The sequence below is a fragment of the Paenibacillus helianthi genome, from assembly GCF_001909055.1.
Lineage (GTDB): Bacteria > Bacillota > Bacilli > Paenibacillales > Paenibacillaceae > Paenibacillus_AQ > Paenibacillus_AQ helianthi.
Genome location: NZ_LVWI01000078.1, coordinates 1 through 21963 on the forward strand (window position 1 = coordinate 1; position 21963 = coordinate 21963).

The 21963-nt window shown below is 47.2% G+C and carries 24 protein-coding genes and 1 pseudogene; 8 read left to right on the forward strand and 17 right to left on the reverse strand.

The window, feature by feature from the left end; all coding sequences use genetic code 11:
• Positions 1–182 (forward strand): annotated as a pseudogene (locus A3844_RS33575) (IS110 family RNA-guided transposase); the annotation flags it as partial.
• 158 nt (positions 183–340) lie between these two features.
• Here the strand turns inward: A3844_RS33575 and A3844_RS26665 are convergent.
• Positions 341–940 carry a hypothetical protein gene (locus A3844_RS26665; protein ID WP_074109024.1) on the reverse strand — a complete coding sequence of 200 codons (600 nt, stop codon included), beginning with the start codon at positions 938–940 and terminating at the stop codon, positions 341–343.
• Between the two features lie 362 nt (positions 941–1302).
• Positions 1303–1689, reverse strand: coding sequence for a MerR family transcriptional regulator (locus A3844_RS26670; RefSeq protein ID WP_074088324.1), 387 nt, complete (start codon positions 1687–1689; stop codon positions 1303–1305).
• A gap of 102 nt (positions 1690–1791) precedes the next feature.
• Here A3844_RS26670 and A3844_RS26675 point away from each other — a divergent pair, with 102 nt between their 5' ends.
• Positions 1792–2691, forward strand: coding sequence for an SDR family oxidoreductase (locus A3844_RS26675; RefSeq protein ID WP_074109025.1), 900 nt, complete (start codon positions 1792–1794; stop codon positions 2689–2691).
• 158 nt (positions 2692–2849) lie between these two features.
• Here A3844_RS26675 and A3844_RS26680 read toward each other — a convergent pair whose 3' ends face one another.
• Both A3844_RS26680 and A3844_RS26685 read right to left on the reverse strand, forming a co-directional pair.
• Positions 2850–3590: a nucleotidyltransferase family protein gene (locus A3844_RS26680; protein ID WP_074109026.1), complete on the reverse strand. Its 741-nt coding sequence runs from the start codon at positions 3588–3590 to the stop codon at positions 2850–2852.
• Positions 3587–4267 (reverse strand): TetR/AcrR family transcriptional regulator, encoded by a 681-nt coding sequence (locus A3844_RS26685; RefSeq protein WP_074100164.1) that lies wholly within the window; start codon positions 4265–4267, stop codon positions 3587–3589. Before A3844_RS26685 ends, A3844_RS26680 begins: the two co-directional genes overlap by 4 nt.
• Before the next feature lie 207 nt (positions 4268–4474).
• Between A3844_RS26685 and A3844_RS26690 the strand changes: the two genes are divergently transcribed.
• Positions 4475–5260, forward strand: coding sequence for an SDR family NAD(P)-dependent oxidoreductase (locus tag A3844_RS26690; RefSeq protein WP_074109027.1), 786 nt, complete (start codon positions 4475–4477; stop codon positions 5258–5260).
• A gap of 12 nt (positions 5261–5272) precedes the next feature.
• Positions 5273–6406 carry an SMP-30/gluconolactonase/LRE family protein gene (locus A3844_RS26695; RefSeq protein ID WP_074109028.1) on the forward strand — a complete coding sequence of 378 codons (1134 nt, stop codon included), beginning with the start codon at positions 5273–5275 and terminating at the stop codon, positions 6404–6406.
• Positions 6407–6526: 120 nt separating this feature from the next.
• Here A3844_RS26695 and A3844_RS26700 read toward each other — a convergent pair whose 3' ends face one another.
• Positions 6527–6898: a RidA family protein gene (locus A3844_RS26700; RefSeq protein WP_074100075.1), complete on the reverse strand. Its 372-nt coding sequence runs from the start codon at positions 6896–6898 to the stop codon at positions 6527–6529.
• A gap of 157 nt (positions 6899–7055) precedes the next feature.
• Here A3844_RS26700 and A3844_RS26705 point away from each other — a divergent pair, with 157 nt between their 5' ends.
• A complete protein-coding gene (locus A3844_RS26705) occupies positions 7056–7259 on the forward strand; it encodes a hypothetical protein (RefSeq protein ID WP_074088318.1) in 204 nt (67 codons plus the stop codon).
• Positions 7260–7261: 2 nt separating this feature from the next.
• On the opposite strand, the gene A3844_RS26710 is transcribed toward A3844_RS26705, so the two are convergent.
• The gene (locus A3844_RS26710) at positions 7262–8110 is read right to left on the reverse strand and encodes a DNA-binding protein (RefSeq protein ID WP_083607037.1); all 849 of its coding nucleotides are present in this window, start codon (positions 8108–8110) and stop codon (positions 7262–7264) included.
• A 155-nt stretch (positions 8111–8265) separates the two neighbouring features.
• Here A3844_RS26710 and A3844_RS26715 point away from each other — a divergent pair, with 155 nt between their 5' ends.
• Positions 8266–8613 (forward strand): helix-turn-helix domain-containing protein, encoded by a 348-nt coding sequence (locus tag A3844_RS26715; RefSeq protein ID WP_074109029.1) that lies wholly within the window; start codon positions 8266–8268, stop codon positions 8611–8613.
• Between the two features lie 506 nt (positions 8614–9119).
• On the opposite strand, the gene A3844_RS26720 is transcribed toward A3844_RS26715, so the two are convergent.
• The 4 genes from A3844_RS26720 to A3844_RS26730 form a co-directional block, all read right to left on the reverse strand.
• The gene (locus A3844_RS26720; RefSeq protein ID WP_074109030.1) at positions 9120–11738 is read right to left on the reverse strand and encodes a P-loop ATPase, Sll1717 family; all 2619 of its coding nucleotides are present in this window, start codon (positions 11736–11738) and stop codon (positions 9120–9122) included.
• A gap of 6 nt (positions 11739–11744) precedes the next feature.
• Positions 11745–12179, reverse strand: a complete 435-nt coding sequence (locus A3844_RS26725) for a hypothetical protein (RefSeq protein WP_074109031.1) — start codon at positions 12177–12179, stop codon at positions 11745–11747.
• 412 nt (positions 12180–12591) lie between these two features.
• Positions 12592–12756 carry a hypothetical protein gene (locus A3844_RS32900; protein ID WP_167374747.1) on the reverse strand — a complete coding sequence of 55 codons (165 nt, stop codon included), beginning with the start codon at positions 12754–12756 and terminating at the stop codon, positions 12592–12594.
• Between the two features lie 69 nt (positions 12757–12825).
• Positions 12826–13194, reverse strand: a complete 369-nt coding sequence (locus tag A3844_RS26730; protein WP_244169862.1) for a MerR family transcriptional regulator — start codon at positions 13192–13194, stop codon at positions 12826–12828.
• A gap of 90 nt (positions 13195–13284) precedes the next feature.
• On the opposite strand from A3844_RS26730, the gene A3844_RS26735 reads away from it, so the two are divergent.
• Positions 13285–13995: an SDR family NAD(P)-dependent oxidoreductase gene (locus A3844_RS26735; RefSeq protein WP_074109032.1), complete on the forward strand. Its 711-nt coding sequence runs from the start codon at positions 13285–13287 to the stop codon at positions 13993–13995.
• A gap of 97 nt (positions 13996–14092) precedes the next feature.
• Here the strand turns inward: A3844_RS26735 and A3844_RS26740 are convergent, their stop codons facing one another.
• From A3844_RS26740 to A3844_RS26770, 7 genes are all read right to left on the reverse strand, one after another.
• Complete coding sequence (locus A3844_RS26740; protein WP_074109033.1) at positions 14093–15496, reverse strand: alanine/glycine:cation symporter family protein; 1404 nt, start codon at positions 15494–15496, stop codon at positions 14093–14095.
• A gap of 174 nt (positions 15497–15670) precedes the next feature.
• Positions 15671–16381 (reverse strand): DUF421 domain-containing protein, encoded by a 711-nt coding sequence (locus A3844_RS26745; RefSeq protein ID WP_074088312.1) that lies wholly within the window; start codon positions 16379–16381, stop codon positions 15671–15673.
• 200 nt (positions 16382–16581) lie between these two features.
• Complete coding sequence (locus A3844_RS26750; protein ID WP_074088311.1) at positions 16582–17091, reverse strand: SRPBCC domain-containing protein; 510 nt, start codon at positions 17089–17091, stop codon at positions 16582–16584.
• Positions 17092–17116: 25 nt separating this feature from the next.
• A complete protein-coding gene (locus A3844_RS26755; RefSeq protein ID WP_074088310.1) occupies positions 17117–17446 on the reverse strand; it encodes an ArsR/SmtB family transcription factor in 330 nt (109 codons plus the stop codon).
• 499 nt (positions 17447–17945) lie between these two features.
• A complete protein-coding gene (locus A3844_RS26760) occupies positions 17946–19319 on the reverse strand; it encodes a HAMP domain-containing sensor histidine kinase (RefSeq protein ID WP_074109034.1) in 1374 nt (457 codons plus the stop codon).
• Positions 19320–19328: 9 nt separating this feature from the next.
• Positions 19329–20006 (reverse strand): response regulator, encoded by a 678-nt coding sequence (locus A3844_RS26765; RefSeq protein WP_083607039.1) that lies wholly within the window; start codon positions 20004–20006, stop codon positions 19329–19331.
• A 23-nt stretch (positions 20007–20029) separates the two neighbouring features.
• Positions 20030–21208: a DUF4097 family beta strand repeat-containing protein gene (locus A3844_RS26770; RefSeq protein ID WP_074109035.1), complete on the reverse strand. Its 1179-nt coding sequence runs from the start codon at positions 21206–21208 to the stop codon at positions 20030–20032.
• Between the two features lie 174 nt (positions 21209–21382).
• Between A3844_RS26770 and A3844_RS26775 the strand changes: the two genes are divergently transcribed.
• Entirely contained in the window at positions 21383–21961 is a 579-nt protein-coding gene (locus A3844_RS26775) for a class I SAM-dependent methyltransferase (RefSeq protein WP_074100066.1), read from the forward strand.
• The last annotated feature ends 2 nt before the right edge of the window (positions 21962–21963 follow it).

Sequence of the window (21963 nt, forward strand, 5' to 3'; positions counted from 1 at the left end):
GAGCGATGTATTTAGCGGTAACATGCGGATTACGAGGAGAACTAAACCCTCGTCTCAGGGAGTATTACGACAGAAAAAAGAGTGAAGGAAAGCCCCATAAAGTAGCCGTGATCGCTTGCGCCAACAAGTTACTCCATCACGTGTACGCTATGCTTAAGAAAGGGCAACCCTACACTCTTTAACTTTACATTATCCATAAACTTCCAAATAATGGAGGTTTATTTGTTATGTCTTCAACAGTATAACAAATTTCGGAGGTATCCAAAAGCTGTGCTTGACATACCATTAGCTGGTTTGTTTAAAAAAATATATTCACAGGCATTTTCAGAATCACATTCATTTAATCAGAAATTTTTTTAAGCTCAAAAATAGTTGCCTCTGATAACAAGATAAGCCTATCGTTATTAACAGCTAAAAAGCTTACACCTACAGGTATGCTCATTTTTGTAGAAGGGTCACTTATATCTATTGCCTTTACCTCATCATTTATATTTAAGTCTGGGATATCTATTTTATACAGTCTATAAAAAGAGGTAGAGTTATAGCATGTCGCTATATTCTGATATAATGGATTTTTTAGTTCATATTGATATTTACTATATTTTTTAAGACCTTTTGATGAAAAAAAGTCTTTTTTGATTATAATTTCATCTCCAATAAATTTTTGCCCTGTGGGATATTCAGACGCATCATTATATGAATTTGCAAATCCTAAAAGCTTCTCAACTTTCCAAGTTCCATAGAAATATTTTCCAGTTTCACTATCCAAGCTTATACGGTCTACAGTACAATATTCAGATTTGTTTTTTGGAATAATAGACTCATCCGATTCAGGTGTAGGCTCACTAGAAGTATTCGGATTTGATGTCGTTTCAACATTTCCACAAGCCGATGCTAGCATCAACATGATCAGAATACAAGCCAATAATGTTTTTTTCACATCTCAAACTCCTACTATAAAGTTATGTTATCGCATGTTTACTCGCTTGCTAACTGAATTAATCCCCGTATGGATTAAAAATCAGTTTTGCCTCAGTATTTTGTTCCAGTTGAGTCGTTACTTTCATCTACCTAGCAGAAATTATATCAGAGCCATTGAAGCGATGAATGACATAGAATTAACATTATTTATGTATAAGGTTAACTTTATGTTATCTAAATCACAAACAACAATATACCCAAATTGAACTTACCCAAGTCGTTTTTTGCTGGTATTACCCCTTCTAGATACAAAAAAAGAAAAACCCAAAGGTGGGCTTTTCTTGAAACTTCATATGCAGGGACCTGTAACCTTTGTCCCCATCATCTCTCCAGTTCCAGCTGTGCGGACTCTAGTCTTTTGAAAAAATCGATTTTTTGATCGACTTTTTCTAACCTCAGATCCAGTTCCTTCCTTTGCTCGATAACTGTCCCGCGATAATTTTCTATAAATTCACGTCTTGCCGTTATGGTTGAGACCCCGCTCTTTTTTACAGCCATTAACTTCTGAATCTCCCGTACAGGCATTCCCATGGACCGAAAGTAATGTAAAGCCTTGAACCATACCATATCGGCTTGGGAATACAGGCGATATCCATTGTCATCCCTTTCTATCCCGTCAATTAATCCGATTTGTTCATAATATCGCAGGGTGTGGATGCTTAGTCCCGTCTCTTCAGCAACTTGTTTGCTCGAAAATTTGTTCTCCATACTTTTATTGTAGCATGGGTTTTAGCCCTATTGCTATCGAGTGCACTCTATACTTTATCATTTCAATTGCAAGTATTCATTTTCATTTAGGAGGAATTCCCCATGCGTGTTTTTGTGACCGGAGCAACAGGTTTCATCGGTTCTGCAGTCATCCCTGAACTCATCGGCGCCGGGCATCAGGTCGTCGGACTTGCCCGGACGGACAAGGCTGCCGCTGCATTGTCGGCGGCTGGCGCGGAAGTGCATCACGGCGGACTCGACGACCTCGAGAGTCTGCGCAGCGGCGCCGCCACAGCAGACGGCGTTATTCATCTTGCTTACAAGCACGACTTCTCGGACTATGCCGGTGCCGTTGCTACCGATCTTCGTGCCGTCGAGACGATCGGAGCAGCTCTTGAGGGCTCCGGCAAGCCGTTTGTCATCACCTCAGGAACAATGATCCTCTCCATGCTGCTCCCGCCGGGACAAACCGGAACAGAAGAAACTGTGGCCCGCGCCGAATTGCCCCGGGGCGGATCAGAATGCTTGGCCATGGCACTGGCTGAGCGCGGAGTGCGGACTTCAGTGGTCCGTCTCTCACCATCCGTGCATGGAGAGGGAGACAAGGGCTTCGTCCCTGCACTGATTGCCATTGCCCGTGACAAGGGGGTGTCCGCTTACATCGGAGACGGCACAAACCGCTGGCCAGCGGTACACCGGCTGGATGCGGCGCGGCTCTTCCGGCTGGCGCTGGAACACGCCCCGGCAGGATCTCGCCTGCACGGGGCCGGAGAGGAAGGGGTCCCATTCCGTGATATCGCCGGTGTCATCGGCCGCCACCTGAACCTGCCTGTGGTCAGTATCCCGCCGGAGGAGGCAAACGCACACTTCGGATTTCTCGGCGCTTTTGCCGGGCGCGATAACCCGACATCTAGCGCACTTACCCAAGAACGCCTGAACTGGCGGCCAGAACATCACGGACTGATCGCAGATCTTGAAGAAGGCCACTATTTCAACAACTGAACAGTTTACTTAAACGGATAGATTATTTAAATAAAACAGCGGCAGTCTGGGAGCTATCTTTTGCCTCCTGGACTGCCGCTGTTCCTGCTATTAAGACTCATCAAACCCCTTATCTTCAGCCCTTAACTCCTATCTTTCAGCGCACCTGCCGTCTAGGCTTAACCGTTACCCAGCCTATCCCGCATCTCCGCATATGCTTCCGGGGTGCCGACATCGTCAATCGTGCCCTCCGTATAGTAAGCCCGGATCTCCTGACGGGAGTGCAGCCATGCAGGAAAATAACTCGGCGCATCCGGGTTGCCGCCTTCGGCGAGATAACGGGAGAATAGCGGCAGCGTAGACCGCTTATAGATATAGAGTGCAAATACGCCAATGTTCGTCCGGGGCGATTGCGGCTTTTCTTCCAAAGAAAGGACCCGCATCTCTGCATCCAGCTCAGCCACGCCAACACTGCGAAGCTCCCGAATATCGTCCACCGTCCGGACCAGAATACAGTCTTTGTCCACCTGATGAAAATAATTCAGATACCCATCAAGGCCAAATCCCAGCACATTATCCCCCGCCAGAACTAGCAGATCCTCGGACAATTGTTCCCGGTCGATCACAAACTGGATATCGCCAATCGCTCCTAACCGTCCTTCTGGCGAAGAAGTCCCGTCATTCAGAATACGAATCGGCTTCGTTCCCCTATACTGCAGATGCCACTGTTCAAAAGCACGAAAGAAGCGCTCATTCGTCACAATCAGAATCTCCGTAATTTCCTCCAGAACCTCCAGACGGTCCATCAGCAAATCCAGAATCGTCCGGCTTCCTTGAACCGGCAGCAGCGGCTTCGGCGTATCTTTCGTTAACGGGTAGAGCCGGGTTGCATACCCCGCAGCCAAGATCAATGCGATCATTCCTGTTCGCTCCTCTGCTGGACCAATTGTGCTGCAAACAGCGATTGGGACAGCAACACCATGGTTTGCTTATATACGGCATGGGCCGCTTCGGCATCGCCAAGGAACCCGCCAATATACAGGTGGATTACGCCGTGCAGCGAAGCCCATATGATGCTGACAAGGGTCCCTGTCTCTTCCTGGTCCGAAATCTGTCCTTGCTGCTGGGCGGTGCTGATTAGGTTCAACAAGCGGCTCATGGCTGTCATCGTCCCTTGCATACTCTCTGCATCCGGCTTGAATTCGGCAAAAGCCCCTCCAAACATCAGCTTGTAGTAGCTGGTATGATCCTGCCCGAACTGCCAGAAGGCTTCGCCCAAATCCAGCAAATGCTGCAAGAGGTCAGAGGACAGAGGAACTTCTTCAAACCCCTGAGCCAGCAATTTACAGCCCTCCAGATACAGTTGCTGGGCCAGCCCCTCTTTATTAACGAACAAACTGTAAATGATCTTGGTGGAGCAGCCCATTCTTTCCGACACTTTACGCACAGTGACTGCTTCAGGCCCTTCTTCCTGCAAAATGTCCGCAGCCGCATCCACCACAAGCTTACGGAGATTCTCTGTATTTTGCAGACGAGCCTCCTGATATGTTTTTAGTACCCGCCCTGTGGATGATGAGGGCTTGTCTTCGTTATGGATGAATATCACCTCATTCGGATGTTATGTTGTTGCCCGGAAACATAGTTACTGCGTTCTACCAGGCATTCTAACCATTTGCAGGAGGGTTGTCAATTGATCCAGAAGTTTAAAAAAAAGATTTGACACAGATGACCCTTTGGGTTACGATGATTCACATCGGTAACAGTGTTACCACAATAAAACATTGTACTCAAAGGGGCGAAACTTATGAATATTAAAGGAAAATGGTCACTGATCACTGGAGCCTCTTCGGGCATCGGAGAACAGTTCGCCAGACAACTGGCCAAGGAAGGCAGTCATTTAGTGCTTGTAGCCAGATCCAAAGGCAAACTTGATACGCTTGCCGCCGAATTGACCCGAAGCTATGGGGTTCAGACGCAAGTTATTTCCCTGGATCTATCCATCGAAGGTGCTGCCGGAGAATTGTACCAGAAGTGCCAGGAGCTCAATCTGGTAATTGATCTGTTGGTCAACAATGCGGGGTTTGCCACCCACGGTCTGTTCGAGCAAGTCTCCGGCGAGCGCCAGCATGAAGAAGTGATGCTTAATGTCGCCGCTGTAGTGGATATGACTCATTTGTTCCTTCCGGGGATGCTGCACAGGGGTGCTGGCGCTGTTATCAATGTATCGTCTACCGCAGGCTTTCAGCCGCTGCCTTATATGGCCGTCTACGGCGCGACCAAAGCTTTTGTCTTGTCCTTTACCGATGCCCTGTGGTGGGAGAATCGTGACCGTGGCGTTCAATTCTTTGCTCTGTGCCCCGGCTCGACGGATACGAATTTCTTCAATGTCGTTGGCTCGGAGGATGCTTCTGTCGGTGCGAAGGACACGCCGGAGCGTGTAGTAGCAGTCACCCTCCGCGCTATGAAAAAAGGAAAACAGTACGTTGTTCCGGGATTCCAGAATTATCTGGGCGCCCAGATTTCCCGCTTCATGACCCGCAGACAGAGTCTGCGACTAGTTGGGGGCATGCTTCGCCCCAAGAAACAATAAGGAGGATTCATAATGTCCACAGAACCAAAGCAACGCAAACGTTCAACACGTCAAAGGGTCGGCAGATGGAGCTTGGCCCTGCTCGGGGTAATTGTGCTGGGAATCGCTGTTTTTCTGCTGATACCTGCTCCGGTAGATCCCGCTGTATGGTCTGCCCCCGCCGCCCCTTCTTTTGAGAAAGACGGTCCCTGGAAAGAAAACAGCAAGCTCAGCTCGGCAGAGCTGGTTACGGACCGCGCCAAGTTCCCGGAATTCATTACTTTTGATGCACAAGGACGGCTATATACGGGGGACTCCGACGGCAAAATTTATAGAGTAGCCTTTGACACGGCAGGTAAAGCGCAGCCGGCTGAAGTGTTCGCCGATACCCATGGAACACCTAACGGACTGAAATTCGACGCAGCGGGGAATCTGATTGTAGCAGATATTCAGAAAGGGCTGCTGTCGATTGACCCGGAGGGAAAAGTTGAAGTGCTGACCAATCAAGTGGAGGGTGGACCAATCTACCTGGCGAACGAGCTGGACATTGCGCAGGACGGATCGATCTATTTCTCGGATACCTCTAACTATGGCAAGGTCATGTTCAAAGAAATTGCCGAGAACAAACCGCATGGACGCTTGCTGAAATATGATCCGCAGACCAAGCAGACGACTGTTTTACTTGAGGACTTGTATTTTGCCAATGGGGTAGCCTTGTCTGCCGATGAAGATTTTGTACTCGTGGCCGAATCCTATCATTATCAACTGACCCGATACTGGCTGAAGGGGGCCAAGCAGGGCACCTCGGATATTTTTGCCGATAATATTGCTGGATTCCCGGACAACATCACACGTGATGCGCAGGGACATTTCTGGGTAGGGGTATTCACAACCCGTTTGCCTTTTGCCGACTACATGCACAGTCATCCCTGGTTAGCCGCTACAATGTCTAAAGTTCCACAATCCATGTTAAATGGAGCCAGTGCGCCGGTGAAGCATGGACTGGTCGCGGAATATGGACCCGAAGGGGAGCTTGTGAATAGCTGGCATGATCCTGAAGGTACATTGTATGGCATCACCACTGCCGTAAGCCAGGGCGGATATTTATATCTCGGAACCGCACCGGGAGGAAGCCAGGGCGTTCATCGGGTGCTTATGAATCCGTAAGTTAGTGTTAATGTTATATTCATCCACCCCGCTGTTACTTCAAGGCATGCCAAGCAGCAGCTCACTCCGTACAGGAGGAGCTGCTATTGTTATTGGGGGCATTTCCTTCCTGCCCAAACGTTACGCGCGTGGACGATACGCCACACCATCGATCTGAACCTTAAGTCCATCCGGCCCGCCGACATGCGCGAACTCCGTGGAGATCGTTTTCCGCGCCGGATACTTGCCCTGGAATCTGCGCTGGAACACCTGCTCCATCACCGGAATATCCCACACATCCCGCAGCAAAATATCCACCTTCACCACATCCGCCAGCGTTAACCCCACCTGCTGCAAGCGGTCGCTCATATGATCCAGCGCACCTTCCACCTGCTCTTCCACCGTTCCCCCCACATTGCCCACACAGAAGCTGAGGAAAATAAAATCCCCCGCCTCCACAAATCCGGAATACGCATACTCCTCATTCACATCATGTCTAACAATCTCACCCATGCCTCTGCTCGTCTCCTTATCACTTCAAGATACTTTCATTATAGAGGGGAGACCGGACAGCTGTATGTCGTAGTTTGGGAGGGAATTTATGGTAATATTGTACAGAGGTTTACTTTATTCTAGATAACAGATGATTATTCTTGTAAGGAGGAGAACCATGAAACGGTTCCTGAAATCTAAGTCTTTTCTGATTACATCCATCCTGTTTAGCCTGTTGTTCATTGTGAATATAGTATCCACCCCCGACAGCACGTCATCGGACATTGTACTCAGTATGACCAAATGTATATTGGCGGGTGTGCTTAGCGGCTTTATTTTTGGCGGAATAATCTTTCTTTTGCTGAATAAGAAAACAACTTAACCTTAGACACCCGCATGGCGCAGTTCAGGAAGCTTCAATACAACCTGCCCCAGACACTCTGCCAGCACCTCATGATATCGCCGATCCTGTTCTTCCGTGATCTCTTCACGCAATGTTTCAAACAGAGCCAGACAACGCTTGAAATTCCCGTCATGACTGGACTGGTGAGCCAGCATTAGAGATTGTATCGTCCAGTCCAGCGCCTCCGGCACTCTGCCCGCCCGCTGATGATATAACGCCAAGTGATAACAATAGCTGTAATAATGCGAAATATTGCCTGCATCCTCATACTCCCCAAATCCGGCACTCTGTTCCGCGAACATATGCAGCAGATCATCCACATCAAGCCCGTACTGGACCGCAGCCTGCAAAATAGTCCCAAGCCCCGGCAGCAATTCCTCGGGATTATCCTGTAAGAATCGTGCGTACCCCTCCAGTAGTTCCGTCTTGCCGGACAGAATCTCCACTATATATAAGTTGGCACGAGCCAGAACCCGGAACTCCTCGGCAATCTCCTGCCCTTCCTCCCCCAAATCCTCCATCCAGCCCAGCTCAGCATAACGGTATATGGATTCTTTGGCCTCATCATACTTCCCCTGCTTCTGGCACACGATGCCCCGCATCAGATGACTGAACCCAAAATAATAGACCAGTGGACGCTCCGTATCCAGAGTCGGTACCGGAAGATTCTTAGCCTTGTGATACTGCCGCTCCTCATGGATGCACTGGGCATAGCTGTACAGAATACCCGCCGTATTCAGCATCTTGTCCCAATCCTCGAAGCGATAAGACATTTCCAGCATTTCAACCATAATATCCGGCTTGAGTGATTTCAGAATGGAAGGGCGCACGGGTGGAGCCTCCTTTTTTCTTTATCTATTGGTTAAGAAGTAGTACAATAAATCAAATATACTACTATAAAGTAGTATTATCAATACATTTTACCGCCTTTATAACCCTGCTATTTATACCTATACTCTCCTAACCTTTAGGAGAGGTGATTACCATGACAGATTTACGGAATACAGTCGGAGACAGAATTCGGGCTATTAGAAAAGCAAAGGGACTAACACAACAACAGTTAGCGGAACTATCCAACTTGGATGATGCATACATAGGGGCAGTAGAACGTGGGGAACGGAACTTCTCAGTTGATACATTGGAGAAAATAATAGTTGCTTTAAAAATTCAGCCGATGGAATTATTTCAAAATCTTGATGATTTGAGTGAGGTTGAAGCTGCGCAGCGTAGAGCAATTGATGAATATGCGGTTACTGTAAGTGAGTTGAGTGTGAAGCAAATTGATACTTTGAAAAGGGTTATTAGAGAGGTGCGGGGAGCTTTCGAGGATTAAACACGTATGAGGCAGTTTCATTAATTCACCATAAGGTGTAGGAAATTTAATATGAGAGCTTAGAAAAGCATACGAGTGGACACAAGAACGACTGGCCGAAGAAGTATCGCTTCATACAGTTACATAGGTGGAGTTAAACGAGTGGACGGAAACCATTTATTTGAAAACCACGGATAAAATAACAGTCCTCTTCCAAGTTCCCGCTGTAGAAATCTTCCGTTTTGAAGATGGAGGTGACCGTCCTAAGGAGTTAGATTAGCATAGACTTTGATTAGCGGTAGGAGCCCAGAAAAAATAGCAGCAATCACTAGGATTAATCGGGATGTGATTGCTGCTATGGCATTTTCCGATAATAAAAATAATATTTAAGAAAGATCTAATTCGAAGGTTTGAACAACAGATGTTATATCCAAATTGAGGGTTAATATATCTAACTTTGGTCAGTGGTAGGATGTTGGCAGCAATCACTAAAATTAATTGATAAGCGAGTGCTGCCGGCACCCTTATTATAATTTACCAATTCTATTCATTTCGAAGCCATGCACATATATATCTGCAAACTTCCATTGCTCGTTATCATACTCTGCAGCCAAGCCCATCAATTTAATGTAATCAAGAAAATCGTTAAAACTTGAGAATTTACCAGTCCCATTCTCTGACCACCATGACTTAATTGGCTCTAATCGTGTAATTTGTTTCAATTGACTAAGGTAACCAAAGAAACCCAAATCATCTAATTCTTTATATTCTTGTCTTAATTCATCACATCTTGCATAGGATGCCTTTAATAAACCTTCATTTAAAGACTGTGCTCGTAATAATCTGTCTTTAGGAGCCTGTATATGAAATAAATCTTGATATTCAAGTTCTTTATTCCTAGCACCCTCAAGTAGATAAATAAGAGCGCGAGGAAAAGTACTGCCATTAGCGTCAGTAAGTCTTTCATATACCCATCTCGAAACCTTTTTAGAACGTCTTCCCCTTTCTCTATCAATCCCCCACAATAATTCTAAGGCTTTTTCCATCGTTTCTTCAGACGCCTGATTAATATCAACTACTGGGGAAAACTTTGAAATTAATTCATCAAATAAAGGTGACCTTTGCGCCTGTCTCAATGCCATCTTCAAGAAATCTTCTCTTGTCCATTTCAGTTCAACGTCTTTGCCTATAAGATGACTTTTATTTGTGAAATTTAATCGATGCCATATATCTGTTCGTAGAAATATTTTGGGCCTAATAGTTCTAACCTGCATATTTTCCAGTGTTAATGCGAAGATAAACAAACCTGATATAGCTTCTTTTTGAATCAAAGAATACTCTGGTATATCCTGATCTAAATCATCATATAATAACCAAATATACATATTTTTGTCATATAATTTTTTTGAAGCTTGTTCTAATGCATCCCTAATTAATAACTTCACTTCATTATTTGTTGATAATGATAAAACAAATTTTGTATGTTCTGACGTCCACATTTCGTTTGACTTAGGTTTTTTCTTAAATATATTACGTAAATCTTCGAAATGCTTATTTCTAGGCAATTCTAAACCTGCCTCTTTATTTATTATTAATCTATAAAGAGCATATCCCCGCCAAAAACTTTCCCATGATGATTTGCTTTGAAACAATTCTTCATTTATATAATTAAAATCATCTCTTAAAGGATGTCCTGAAGCAGGTCCATGTCCTGAAATAGGAATGACCCTATCGAGACGACTCTGAGCTAATTCCCTCATTATTTCGAGATGATTAATTGCCGTCCAATATAGTTGTGTTTTACCCGTTCCCTTTTTCCCTTTTATTAATATCGTTGCTTGATCTAAGAAGCGTTCAAAATCAGCAGTTTTTTGAAATAGTGCCTTAACTGATGTCCCTTTCTCTTCTTTAGCATCAATAGAAGAAAAACTGAGATCCTCTAGCACTCTCCACCTTTCATGACTTGAAAGTAGTTGGATCAATATATGCTTATCAGTTTCCTCATCTAATTGGTTAGCAATATCATTATAGAGATGTATATAAGACTTATTAGGATATTCATCAGATAAAGCCACTTCTGTGGTGAATGGTATCATTATAGGGTCGTCATTATCATCACTATATTCTAATAAACTATTTTCTGTAATAACAGAATTTACCTTTTTCCATTCGCGAAGAGCCCTCTCCTTTCCTGCTTTACCACTAATAACTGGAGAGAGGATAATAAAAGGAGATTGTCCGACTCTATAAAGGGACTGCACTATTGAAGTAATACCCTCAGTATTTTGAGGTGTTGGGTTCATAAAAATCATAGTTTCATCCGCTATCTGCAACAATGACAGTGCGCCCCAAATATTAATGCCTGTTCGAGAGTCAACTAAAATTATATCTGGATGAAGTTGATCAGTTAAATCCTCTCTAAATTTCTTCCATATTTCTTCGTCATTAAACCGTAAATTCCTTAAATCATCAACCTTGGATATATAATCTGTAGTTACATTTCCTGCGGGAACCAGAAAGATTGATCCTTTGGGTGATGCAACTTCTCCAATTATATCAGCAATTTGAATATCAAATTCATCATCGTTTAGACTATTTACTCTTTCATATAGGTAATCAACCAAGCCCTTTTTAGGAGTTATTTTCAATGGACCTAAAGCTTGATGTAAACTAGGTGCTTCTAAATCCATATCTACTATTACAATTTTTTTCCCTCTTTGAGCTAATATCCATGCGACATGAATTAAAGCTGTAGTTCTTCCTACCCCACCTTTAAAAGAATAGAATGAGACAACTTTGGCGTTATCGTCTGGTGATAACTGCACTTTAACTTTATCAGAATTGATTAAGTCAAACCAAGTTTGAAGTTTTAATTCAGGTTTACTTAACTCATCTATCCTTAAATCTAATGAAATAGCTTCTGAGACTGTATACAATGAAATAAATCCCAATTGAGTTGAGTCCTCCGTAAATTCCTTTACCCAATTACGAATTAGATCAGTTCTTTCTGTTGTTGTTAGATTTTTGAATATGTTACTAACTGCAATAACATCGTATACATTATTACTAACTTTATATAAAGAAAGACTGCTATCTGGTCCAAGATACTCAGATAAAGCACTCTTTAATCCACCCTCGTTTAGCATAATATTTCACGCCCTCTTTCCTTTTAAAATGCTACTTCTCTGAGATAAAAGCCACGCCCGAACTCTAATATATGCCTCTTTCCACTCTTGAATACTATGATCATCCAGGTCGACTCCATCGTATCGCATATCTATGTAATGAATTCTGGGCTGTTGAAGCCTTTCAAAATAACTAATCATATTTCTTGGAATCCGCTTTCTTAATTCAGGTAGTTTATGAATTGCATCTATAAACTCATGCCCAGGATTAGTGATTCCATGCATAGTTCCATCTTGATTAGAACCCCAACCAGTAATGTTATGACGCTCTACAATTAAACTTTTCAACAAACACTCTATGGAAATAGCGCCCATATGAACACTTCCAACCGTTCTATTTCCATTAAGTAAAGATTCAGTATCTAAAGCTCTAGAAAGAAATGCACCATAATAATCTTCCATTGGATTACCCCATACCTAATATTATTTTCACCACGTAAAATGATACTATACTCATTGTTCTGCATTACTTCTTCAAATCCCTGTAATATTTTTTCAAAAACTTTTCATTGCTCCCTGAAAATCAAACCTTGTACATAATGAGATTTTTTATAGAGTCATAGATTCGTATCTAATAATTATTATTTATAGAAAAAACCACCCACAAACATTCTTCCGATTATCTCTGGTGGCGGCCTTTTCATATTCTATTCGCTTTTACACCCTATTCTATTTTATTCCTGTTCTCTTTCCCTTCTCCCTGCCTATCATTCTCCACCCCCGCCACCGTGATGTTCGGTGCCACCTCTTCGATGAAAGTCCCGGAGTAAGTGCTGTTCTGGATCGAATTGCCGGATACGGTGATACTGAGGTTCTAGGCTTTGCCGCTTTTTTTTAGCCAGGAGACCCAGATAGCGCTGTTCTTGATGGTTAGAGTTCCGGTCATGGACGGCGGGTTGAAGTTGGTGCCGAAGGTAATTCCTGAACCTGTCTGCACGGTATCAGCGTCCAAGGTAAAGATGCCCGATGCAATCCACACGCCTTTGTTGGTGCCACCGGATTTTTTGACCGCGCCAGCCCCACTCCATTCCCCACCTCCGCCCCCTTCCTAATAATTCTCCCCGCGATAATAGCTCTCCAGCTTATGCTCCAGGTGAACGAGCTGAGCTTTTTTCTGTTCAATTTCGTCCAAAAGGGCTTGCTTCTGCTCCTCAATGAGCCTGGTTCTCTCCGGCAGGGTAGAGGTTCCGGCTTGGACCATGTCGTGGTACTTCTTGATCTCCTCGATACTCATTCCCGTTTCCCGCAGACATTTCAGAAAGATCAGCCAGCCAATCTCGTCGTCGGTGTACAGGCGATTGTTTTGCTCGTTGCGGACTACGGGCTCCAGAAGACCTTTTCGTTCATAAAAACGAATCGCGCCAATATTTATCCCTACTTTTTTGGCAACCTGTCCAATGGTAAAAATTTTGCTCACCGCCTGACTTTTAGTGTTGACCTACACTTAGTGTAGCATAGTAAGCTACGAATTGTGGATAGATCATAACTTGCAGAAAGAAGGATGAAGATGACAAGAACCGCTTTTGTGACAGGTGCCAATAAAGGGATCGGCTTTGAAATTGCAAGACAGCTTGGTGAAGCCGGATGGAAGGTATTGCTTGGCGCACGCAGCCTCGAACGGGGGAAGGACGCAGCTTCTGAATTGACCCGCCAAGGGCTGGACGTGGAGTTCCTGCAAATCGATATGACGAATCTGGACAGCATTGAGCAGGCAGCCGTTACCCTTCGCAACAACTATTCCGATGTGACGCTTCTCATTAACAATGCCGGCATGCCGGGAGCCTTCTCCAGTTCATTCAGCGATACCCGGGAAGAGCATTTGCGGAACGCTTTTGAGGTGAATTTCTTCGGAACCTTCCGCTTGAACCAACGTCTTTTCCCCTTAATAAAAGAGAATGAAGGAACGATTGTGAATGTCTCCACCGATATGGCGTCCCTTCACTTCATGCAGAGTTCGGAGTATGCGCTGAATGCGTTCGACTACAATTCCTCCAAAACTGCAAACAATGCGATGACTGTAGCCATGGCCATAGAGCTCAAAAACAGCAAAGCCCAGGTATTTGCAGTAACCCCCGGCTTCACGAAGACGGATCTGAATGGTAATGCGGAAGGCGGGAAATCCAAAGAAGCCGGGGCGGCCATTATTGTAGGCTATGCCACGGATGGCAAACGCCATAACGGAGAGTTTTTGGATGTGAATGGGGTTTACGCGTGGTAATGCTGGTAATGAACGTGCTGTAACCTGCTCGGCTATTAATGCCCAACAACACAAAGGCTCCGTTACCGGAGCCCTGGGCTTTAACCATCTATTACCCTTACATACCTGAAGTGTTCTCCCAACATTCAATGTGATCCAGGCCTTTAATACTGTCTTTAACAAAGACCGGGTCTTTCCCAGCCTGTTTCTGCCGCTTGTAATCCTGAAGGGCTGCAAAGGCTACTTTGGATAAGAGAAGGATGGCAATCAAGTTAACTACCACCATGAGCCCCATAAATAAGTCAGCCAAATCCCACACCAGTTGAACCTTGGCAACCGAACCGAATAGAATCATCGCGAGCACACTATATCTGTACAATATGACTACTGACTTCTTTGAGTTTAAGAACTCTATATTCGTTTCTCCGTAATAATAGTTTCCAATTAATGTACTGAACGCAAACAGGAACACCATGATAGCCAGAGAACCAGAGGCGCAAGAACCGATGTGCTCGCTCAGTGCAGCTTGTGTAAGCTTGATGCCATCCAGCCCAGGCTGCTTATACGCATCAGATAGCAGAATAATGAAGGCGGTACTCGAACAAATCAACAACGTATCTGTAAGCACACCGAATGCTTGCATAAGCCCTTGTTTTACAGGATGACTTGTCGTTGCCGTTGCTGCAGCATTCGGCGCACTTCCCATTCCCGCTTCGTTCGAGAACAATCCGCGCTTCACACCTTGCAGAATCACCGCCCCTAGAGACCCTCCTATGAACTGTTCGAATCCGAACGCACCTTTCACAATAAGTGCCAGAACTTCCGGCATTTTGGTAATGTTAATCAGCACAATGCATAAGGCAACGGCGATATAAATCACGGCCATGAAGACTACAATATATTCAGACAATTTGGCAATACGTTTGATGCCGCCAAAGATAATGCTTGCAAACGCAACAGCCATTAGAAGCCCAACCATCAAACGATTGGTGCCGAATGAATTTTCAAAAGCAACGGTAATCGTGTTGGACTGGACCGCGTTAAAGACGAGGCCGAAAGACAACGTGATCAGCACGGCAAATAAAGATCCCATCCAACGTTTCTTCAAGCCTTGTTCCATATAATAAGCAGGACCCCCACGAAATCCCGTTTGGTCTCTTACTTTATACACCTGTGCTAAAGTACTCTCAATAAAGCTGGATGCAGAACCAATAATCGCAATCACCCACATCCAGAAGACCGCGCCCGGCCCGCCTAAGGCAATGGCAATCGCAATTCCTGTGATATTGCCTGTCCCCACCCTGGCTGCCATGCTGATACAGAATGCCTGGAATGATGAGATGCTGTTGGTAGACTTCGCATTGGACTCTTTTAGCACAACGAACATTTCTTTGAACATGCCAAATTGTACAAATCTCGATCGAATGGTGAAATACAAACCACAACCGATCAGAAGAACAATCAGAAGCTTAGACCACAGAAAATCGTTTGTTAGACCGATACCCTCTAATACTTGTTGCATGTAAATCCGCCTCTCATCCTTTTATGCCGACACCTCTGCTGCTTACCCTCTCTAACATAGTATTTTCAAATATAGCAGTCCTAATTTCAAAAGCCAATAAAAAAGTTATGCAAAATACTTCCATATGAGCACGCTCTGATAAATGGAACAAGCGAAGGGCTTCCCTGAAGGAGATTACTCCTGATCCAGCGGCTGCCCCACTCCATCCTCATAGAAATCGAACACGAGCTGTTGCTGCGTGCCTTTTACCGCATAGAACACATCTGCCAGCGTCTTGCCCTGTTGCTTCTTCCCAAGTTCCGTCTCCAGCCACTCACGGGTCAGACCATTCCGTTTCAGGTTAGCCTCCACCAGCACACCATCCATAATCAGCTCTACGGGGAAGGCCTGCGCATGCAGTGCCAGCCCCAAATCCTGCTTCGTAACGAACTGATACGCTTCCTTTTTCAGAACAGAGACCTGTCCATTATCTTCAAGCACCGCATATTCGACCTCTTCGAGATTAAAAATCTCCTTCTCCCTCAGCGCCTGGACCAGCGAATCCAGCGTATAATGGATCTTCCTCATGTTGGCTTCCATGATCTTTCCACCCTCGATCAGGACCGTGGGGGAACCAGAGATCCAGCTGCGCAGGCGGCGGCTTTTGAGGGCAATGAAGGAGAGCAGGAATGACATAGCCGTAATCACAATAATGGACAGGACAAGATACGTTGACTTCAGACTGACATTGAACGCCAGATTCGCCGCCAGGGAGCCGAGGGTAATGCTGATCACGAAATCGTTGGACGTCATATTGGAAAGGGTCTGCTTGCCCAGGATTCTGGGAATGAGCAGCAGCAGACCCACCGATAGAACCGTCCGCATCAGAATCTCTATATAGTTCATTTTCAAGCCTCCTCCCCTCCATTATTTCCAAACGGACACAAAAGAAACGGGAACGCAAATAGAGCCTGCCGGAGGCAGGCCGAGAAGAAGACTATTGTTCTCCGCCTTCACTTTTTATCCAAAAGGTATCGCATTCCACTCGGTAAGCTCCAGCTCCATCTGTTCAATTCTGGTAACAACATCCAGAGGTTTCATAGAGATCATTGAACCGATTGCAAATGCTCTTCGAGGCGGTCCCAGGTTTCGGTAATGCCTTGTTCCATCCCCATATCCAGAACGGTTTTGAGCGCTTCCGCGGAGTCATATTTTGATCGGCTTACCAGCTTCGTTTTCCCGTCATATTCTTCAAAAAGCATCGTAACCAGCGTGGACGGCATGCCTTCGGTTTCGTTGCCTTCGGCATCCGAGAAGTAATCGGTGTAGACGATTTTCTCACCATCCATGATTTCATGGTAGACGCCTTTGCCCCAGGATTCCATTCCGAAGAAATCACCCTGCTGCTCATCGACACACTTCATACAGTAATGCCAAACCCCGCCCGGACGAAAATCAACACTGCAGAAGGGAACGATCCAGCCGCGCGGGCCCCACCACTGCTTCAGATGCTCTGCCTCGGAGAATACTTTGAATACAAGCTCACGAGGTGCATCGAACACACGTTCAAGAACAAGCTCAAGGCCTTCTACTCGGGAAATCATTTTGTTGGTCATTCCAAATCCCTCCTGAAAGTAAAGTTCATGGTCGTTCGTTGTCTTTGGATTGCAGTTGCCGCAGGTAGTCGTCCAGATTGTCGAAGCGTTCACTCCAAATCTTCCGGTAGGCTTCAAGCCAAGTATCCAGTACCTCCAGCGGCTCCGTCCGCAGCTTATAGTTGCGGCGATTGGCTTGCGCCTCTACCTCGACTAGCCCGGCCTCCAGCAGCACCCGCAGATGCTTCGAGGCCTGGGGCTGGCGGAGCGAGAGACGTTCGGCAATATCACCTACACTCAAAGGCCCGTCCTTCAGCATTTCTACCATCCGCAAGCGGGTGGGTTCGGCTAGTGCGCTAAATATCTTCGTTTCCATAATACCGATGTTCCTTCAGTGAATCAGTTTTTTATCACCTTGCATACATAATATACCCCACAAGGAATATTCCCGTCAAGGAATATTAATGATTTTGTTCTTATTACCACATTCGCTCCAAAGGGCGGGCATGGGTTACCCCAGACACACGAGGGGATTCAAAGGTACTTTTACCTCTGACTCCAGCAGTTAGGCCACCTATGCTGAATTCAAAGGTACTTTTACCTCTGATTCTACTCATTAGCCCACCTATGCTGAATTCAAAGGTACTTCTACCTCTGATTCCAGCAATTAGCCCACCTATGCTGAATTCAAATGCACTTCTACCTCTGATTCCGCCAATTGGCCTGCCTACGCCGAATTCAAAGGCACTTTTACCTCTGATTTCACCAGTCACAGGTAGTCCGTGCTTACCTGCCAACCAGTTTCATGATCTGAACACAGAAAAAAGCCCCTGGAAGAAGATTAGATCTGCCAGTGACTATTGGGACTCTCACACCTATCCGCCCATAAACCGCAGCGTCACAGTCGTTCCTTGCCCCGGTGTGCTAGCGATGGCAATAGAACCGCCGTACCGCTCCATAATGGCTTTGGCAATGGCAAGGCCAAGGCCCGAACCGCCCCGGGTGCGGCTCCGCGAGCCCTCCGTGCGGTAGAAGCGGTCGAAGATATGCGGCAGCTGTTCAGAGGATATCCCGATCCCCGTGTCGGCTACCGTCAAGATCACCTGCCCATCCGCAAAGGAATGCCTGATCGTTACCGATCCGCCTTCAGGCGTATACTTCAGTGCATTCTCCACGATATTGCGCAGCACCTGATAGCTGGCGCTTCCGGGTATGCGAATCAGTATCACCTGACCCTCGGGATGGCCGTCATAATCAAGCTGTACCTCGGGATTAACATGAACGGTCTGGGGCAGCAGCTCGTTGAGGGTATTTTTAAGATTGCAGGTTTCTTCCCCGCCGTCTGCCACCTGGGACTCCGCTTCTGCAAGCAGGAGCAGTTGGGCAATCAATTCCTTCATCCTCCGGGTCTCATTCATCATGAACGACAGTGACTCGTCCAGCACCTCCGGCGATTGCTTGCCCCACCGCTGAATCATATGCGTATGTCCCTCAATAATGGCAAGCGGTGTCTTGAGCTCATGGGAAGCATCGGCGATGAATCGCCGTTGCTGGTCAAAGGACCCCTCCAGCCTGTTAAGAAGACTATTAAAGGTCTCCCCGAGCTGATGAAGCTCATCCTGGGCCGCGGGGACATGCAGGCGCCGGGACAAGCTGTTCGTCCCGATGCTATGCACCTCACCGATCATACTGCGGATCGGCTTCAGCGTGGAACGGGCGACGAGCCACCCTGCTGCTATAGCCATCCCTGCAGCAAGCAGGAGGCCCAGCAGCAGCAGCCTGCCGACCTCCTTCTCCGCGGTTGCGCTGCCCGAGTGCCCACTTTCAGTGAGCCTCAGCCGGACTGGGCCGTATACAAGAAGTGAGAGCTCCCTCTCTGCCTTGTAGGTGACAGCAGTGTCTGCTGTTCCGCCTGAACCCACCTCTGCCAGCACCCGTCCTTTGGAATCGAGCATCTGCAGTAATTGTCCCTCACTCAGATCCGGGGCAAACACCGACAAGTCCGGCTTCAGTACCGCCGCCGCTCCGCTTCCTTTACCCAGACCCGGCTTAAGCAATGAAGGCAGGAACTCCACCTCCCCGACCTGAAGCTCGAACTGCCTGAGCCTGGCATCCAGCAGCGCTGTCTCCTGGCGCTCTGTCCAGTGCTTGAAGGTGATGTAGACAAATCCGCTGACAACGGCTGCGACGAGCAGCGCTGTCAGCGCAATAGATGCGCTTACTTTACGGGAGAACGTCCATGGCTTCATTCGCTCACCTCAGTCCCTCAGAATATAGCCGCTGCCACGGACAGTATGTATCAACTTGTGTTCAAACCCTTCATCCACCTTCATGCGCACGTAACGGATATAGACATCTACCACATTCGTCTCGCCTTCATAGGAATACCCCCAGACAAGATTGAGCAAGGCTTCACGGTTCATGAGCCGGTTCTTATGGGCCAGCAGACAATGCAGCAGCTCGAATTCGCGCTGAGAGCATTCAATCTCGCGCCCGGCACGGCTCACCCGGTGCGAGGCCTTGTCGAGTGTCAGATCCTTGGCACACAGCACTTCGTCCCCCGTCTCCGCCAAGTGAAGCCTGCGCTGGAGGGAACGCATGCGGGCAAGAAGCTCCTCAATGGCGAATGGCTTCGGCACATAATCATCTGCCCCGGTATCCAGCCCCCGCACCCGGTCGCTGACCGTATCCCTGGCCGTTAGCATAATAATCGGGGTCTGCTTCACCGCCCTCACCCGCTTGCATACCTCAAACCCGCCCATTCCCGGCAGATTCAAATCAAGCAGAATCAGGTCAAAATGCTCATTCAGCGCTCTGTCTGCGCCCTCAAGGCCATCGTATGCAACCGTGATGTCGTAGCCTTCATAAGAGAGCTCCAGCTCCAGCAGGCGAATCATGGCGATTTCATCCTCAATAATCAATACGCGTTCCTTCAACCCCTCGTCCACCTCTTCACAGATCATTTCTTCTTCATTAGCGATAAACCGGCCATGGATTGCGCATGAATCTGATACGTCCCTTGGCCAATCTTCCCGCTAATCTTGTGATTCTTCACCGTCAGCGGGAAGTCGGTATCCATCTCCCCAAGAGCTGACTTTGCGTCCACCACCACTCCGGCATTTTCCGGCCAGGCCAGTTCAACATCTCCTACCGTCGAGGTCACCCTCCAGTCTCCGCCGACCTTCCTGCTCTCCACATGGATATTACCAGCTACCGTGACTGCTTCTATAGCAGCGAGCGCATCCTTCACCGTCAGATTGCCGTTTGTCGTTTCAGCCACCAGAGTTCCCGCAATTTGCTCTGCCTTCACATTGCCATTGGTAAGCGAAATATCCACATTTGCCTTCGCTTCGGATACTTCAACATTCCCATTCACCGTGTGCAGAGAGATGTCTTTCGGGGGGCCGAATGCCGTAACGTTGCCGTTCACAGACGATAATTTAATTTTACCTGTACTAGAAACATCTGACAAAGAGAGATTTCCGTTCTTGGTCTTCGCCTGCAGATCGGCCTTCATTCCCTTCGGCAGTGTAACCGTCAGCTCAAGATTCGGATAATGAATATTGCCGTAAGGCTCGCTGTAGTTCTTAATCTCCAGTTGAGCTCCCCGGCTTACCTTCACCCCCGCCTTGTCCGCTATGGTCCGGGCCTCTTCAGCTGTGGCTTGATTCACGACCACTGTCGTATGGATTTCAATATCCTTCCCGTTGCCCTGCTTCATCTCAATCTTTCCGTTGGTATTTGCAATAGAGATGCTTTCCGTACCTTCTGGTACATCGACCCGGGTGATGCCTTTGTCAAAAGAGTACCGTGCATTCCCTGCAGACACACCCTCCGCACCTGTCTGCCACGACCCGATAACCGTGGAGGCGGCAGAGATGACGTCGGAAATAACCCCCGGAACGGACACAGAGTCTGTGGTAGCTTCGGACACAGCATCCGGAGCAGACTCAGCGGCTGCAGAGGTGGCTTCGGATACAACATCCGTAGCAGAGGCAGAGACCCCCGTAGGCTCAGATACAGAATTTGCCCCAGACAGTTGGCGGGCTTGGACTGGGCCGCCATATCCTTTTCCAATGTAGAAGAATACTACCGCCAGAGCGGCACCCAACAGCAGCCACTTCCAATTTAACTTCATACTCATTTCCTCCCTAGTCCTTGTGATTACCCTTAGGTTACAGCAGACTGAATGAGAAAGACTTTGCAGGAAGATTAGAGTTTGATGAGAGCACTTTAGCTGGTTATGACGCCAAATGGGATTTATAATAACAGAAACATTAGAAACCTGTTCATGGAGAGGGGAGGGGATTGCATGCTCATCCTCCAGACTATCACGTGGGTTCTCGCGCTCGCCGTTCTCCTGTCTGTGGTGTGGATCGTTGTGGACACTTGGAGGAACGGGATCTCGCCGATGCCCACTTCGAAGGCTGTACGGCTGGCGGTTGCCGGAGAGGTAAACCGGATTCCCGGCTACAGCACGGTTGTGGAGGCGGGGTCCGGCTGGGGCACATTAGGACTCGATATCGTCCGTCATTGTCCAGGCAAAAGACTCATCGGGATTGAGAATTCAAGCCTCCCGTTATGGTGCTCGCAACTGCTGGCGCTGATATTCGCGCGGCTCCCTCACTCAGGGAACGGCCCGGAGCCGCTCCCTGGCAGACTCCGCTTCATCCGGGGCGATATCTACCGCAGCTCCTACGCCGATGCCGATATGGTTCTCTGCTATTTATTCCCCGGTGCCATGGAGCGGCTGGCGGACAAGTTCAATCAGGAGCTGCCGCCCGGCGCAGTGGTGATCAGTATTTTCTTCGCCCTGCCGGACAGGCAGCCAGCCCGCACAGTGACCTGCAGAGATCCGCTGCGGACCAAGGTGTATGTGTATACTTTTTAGCA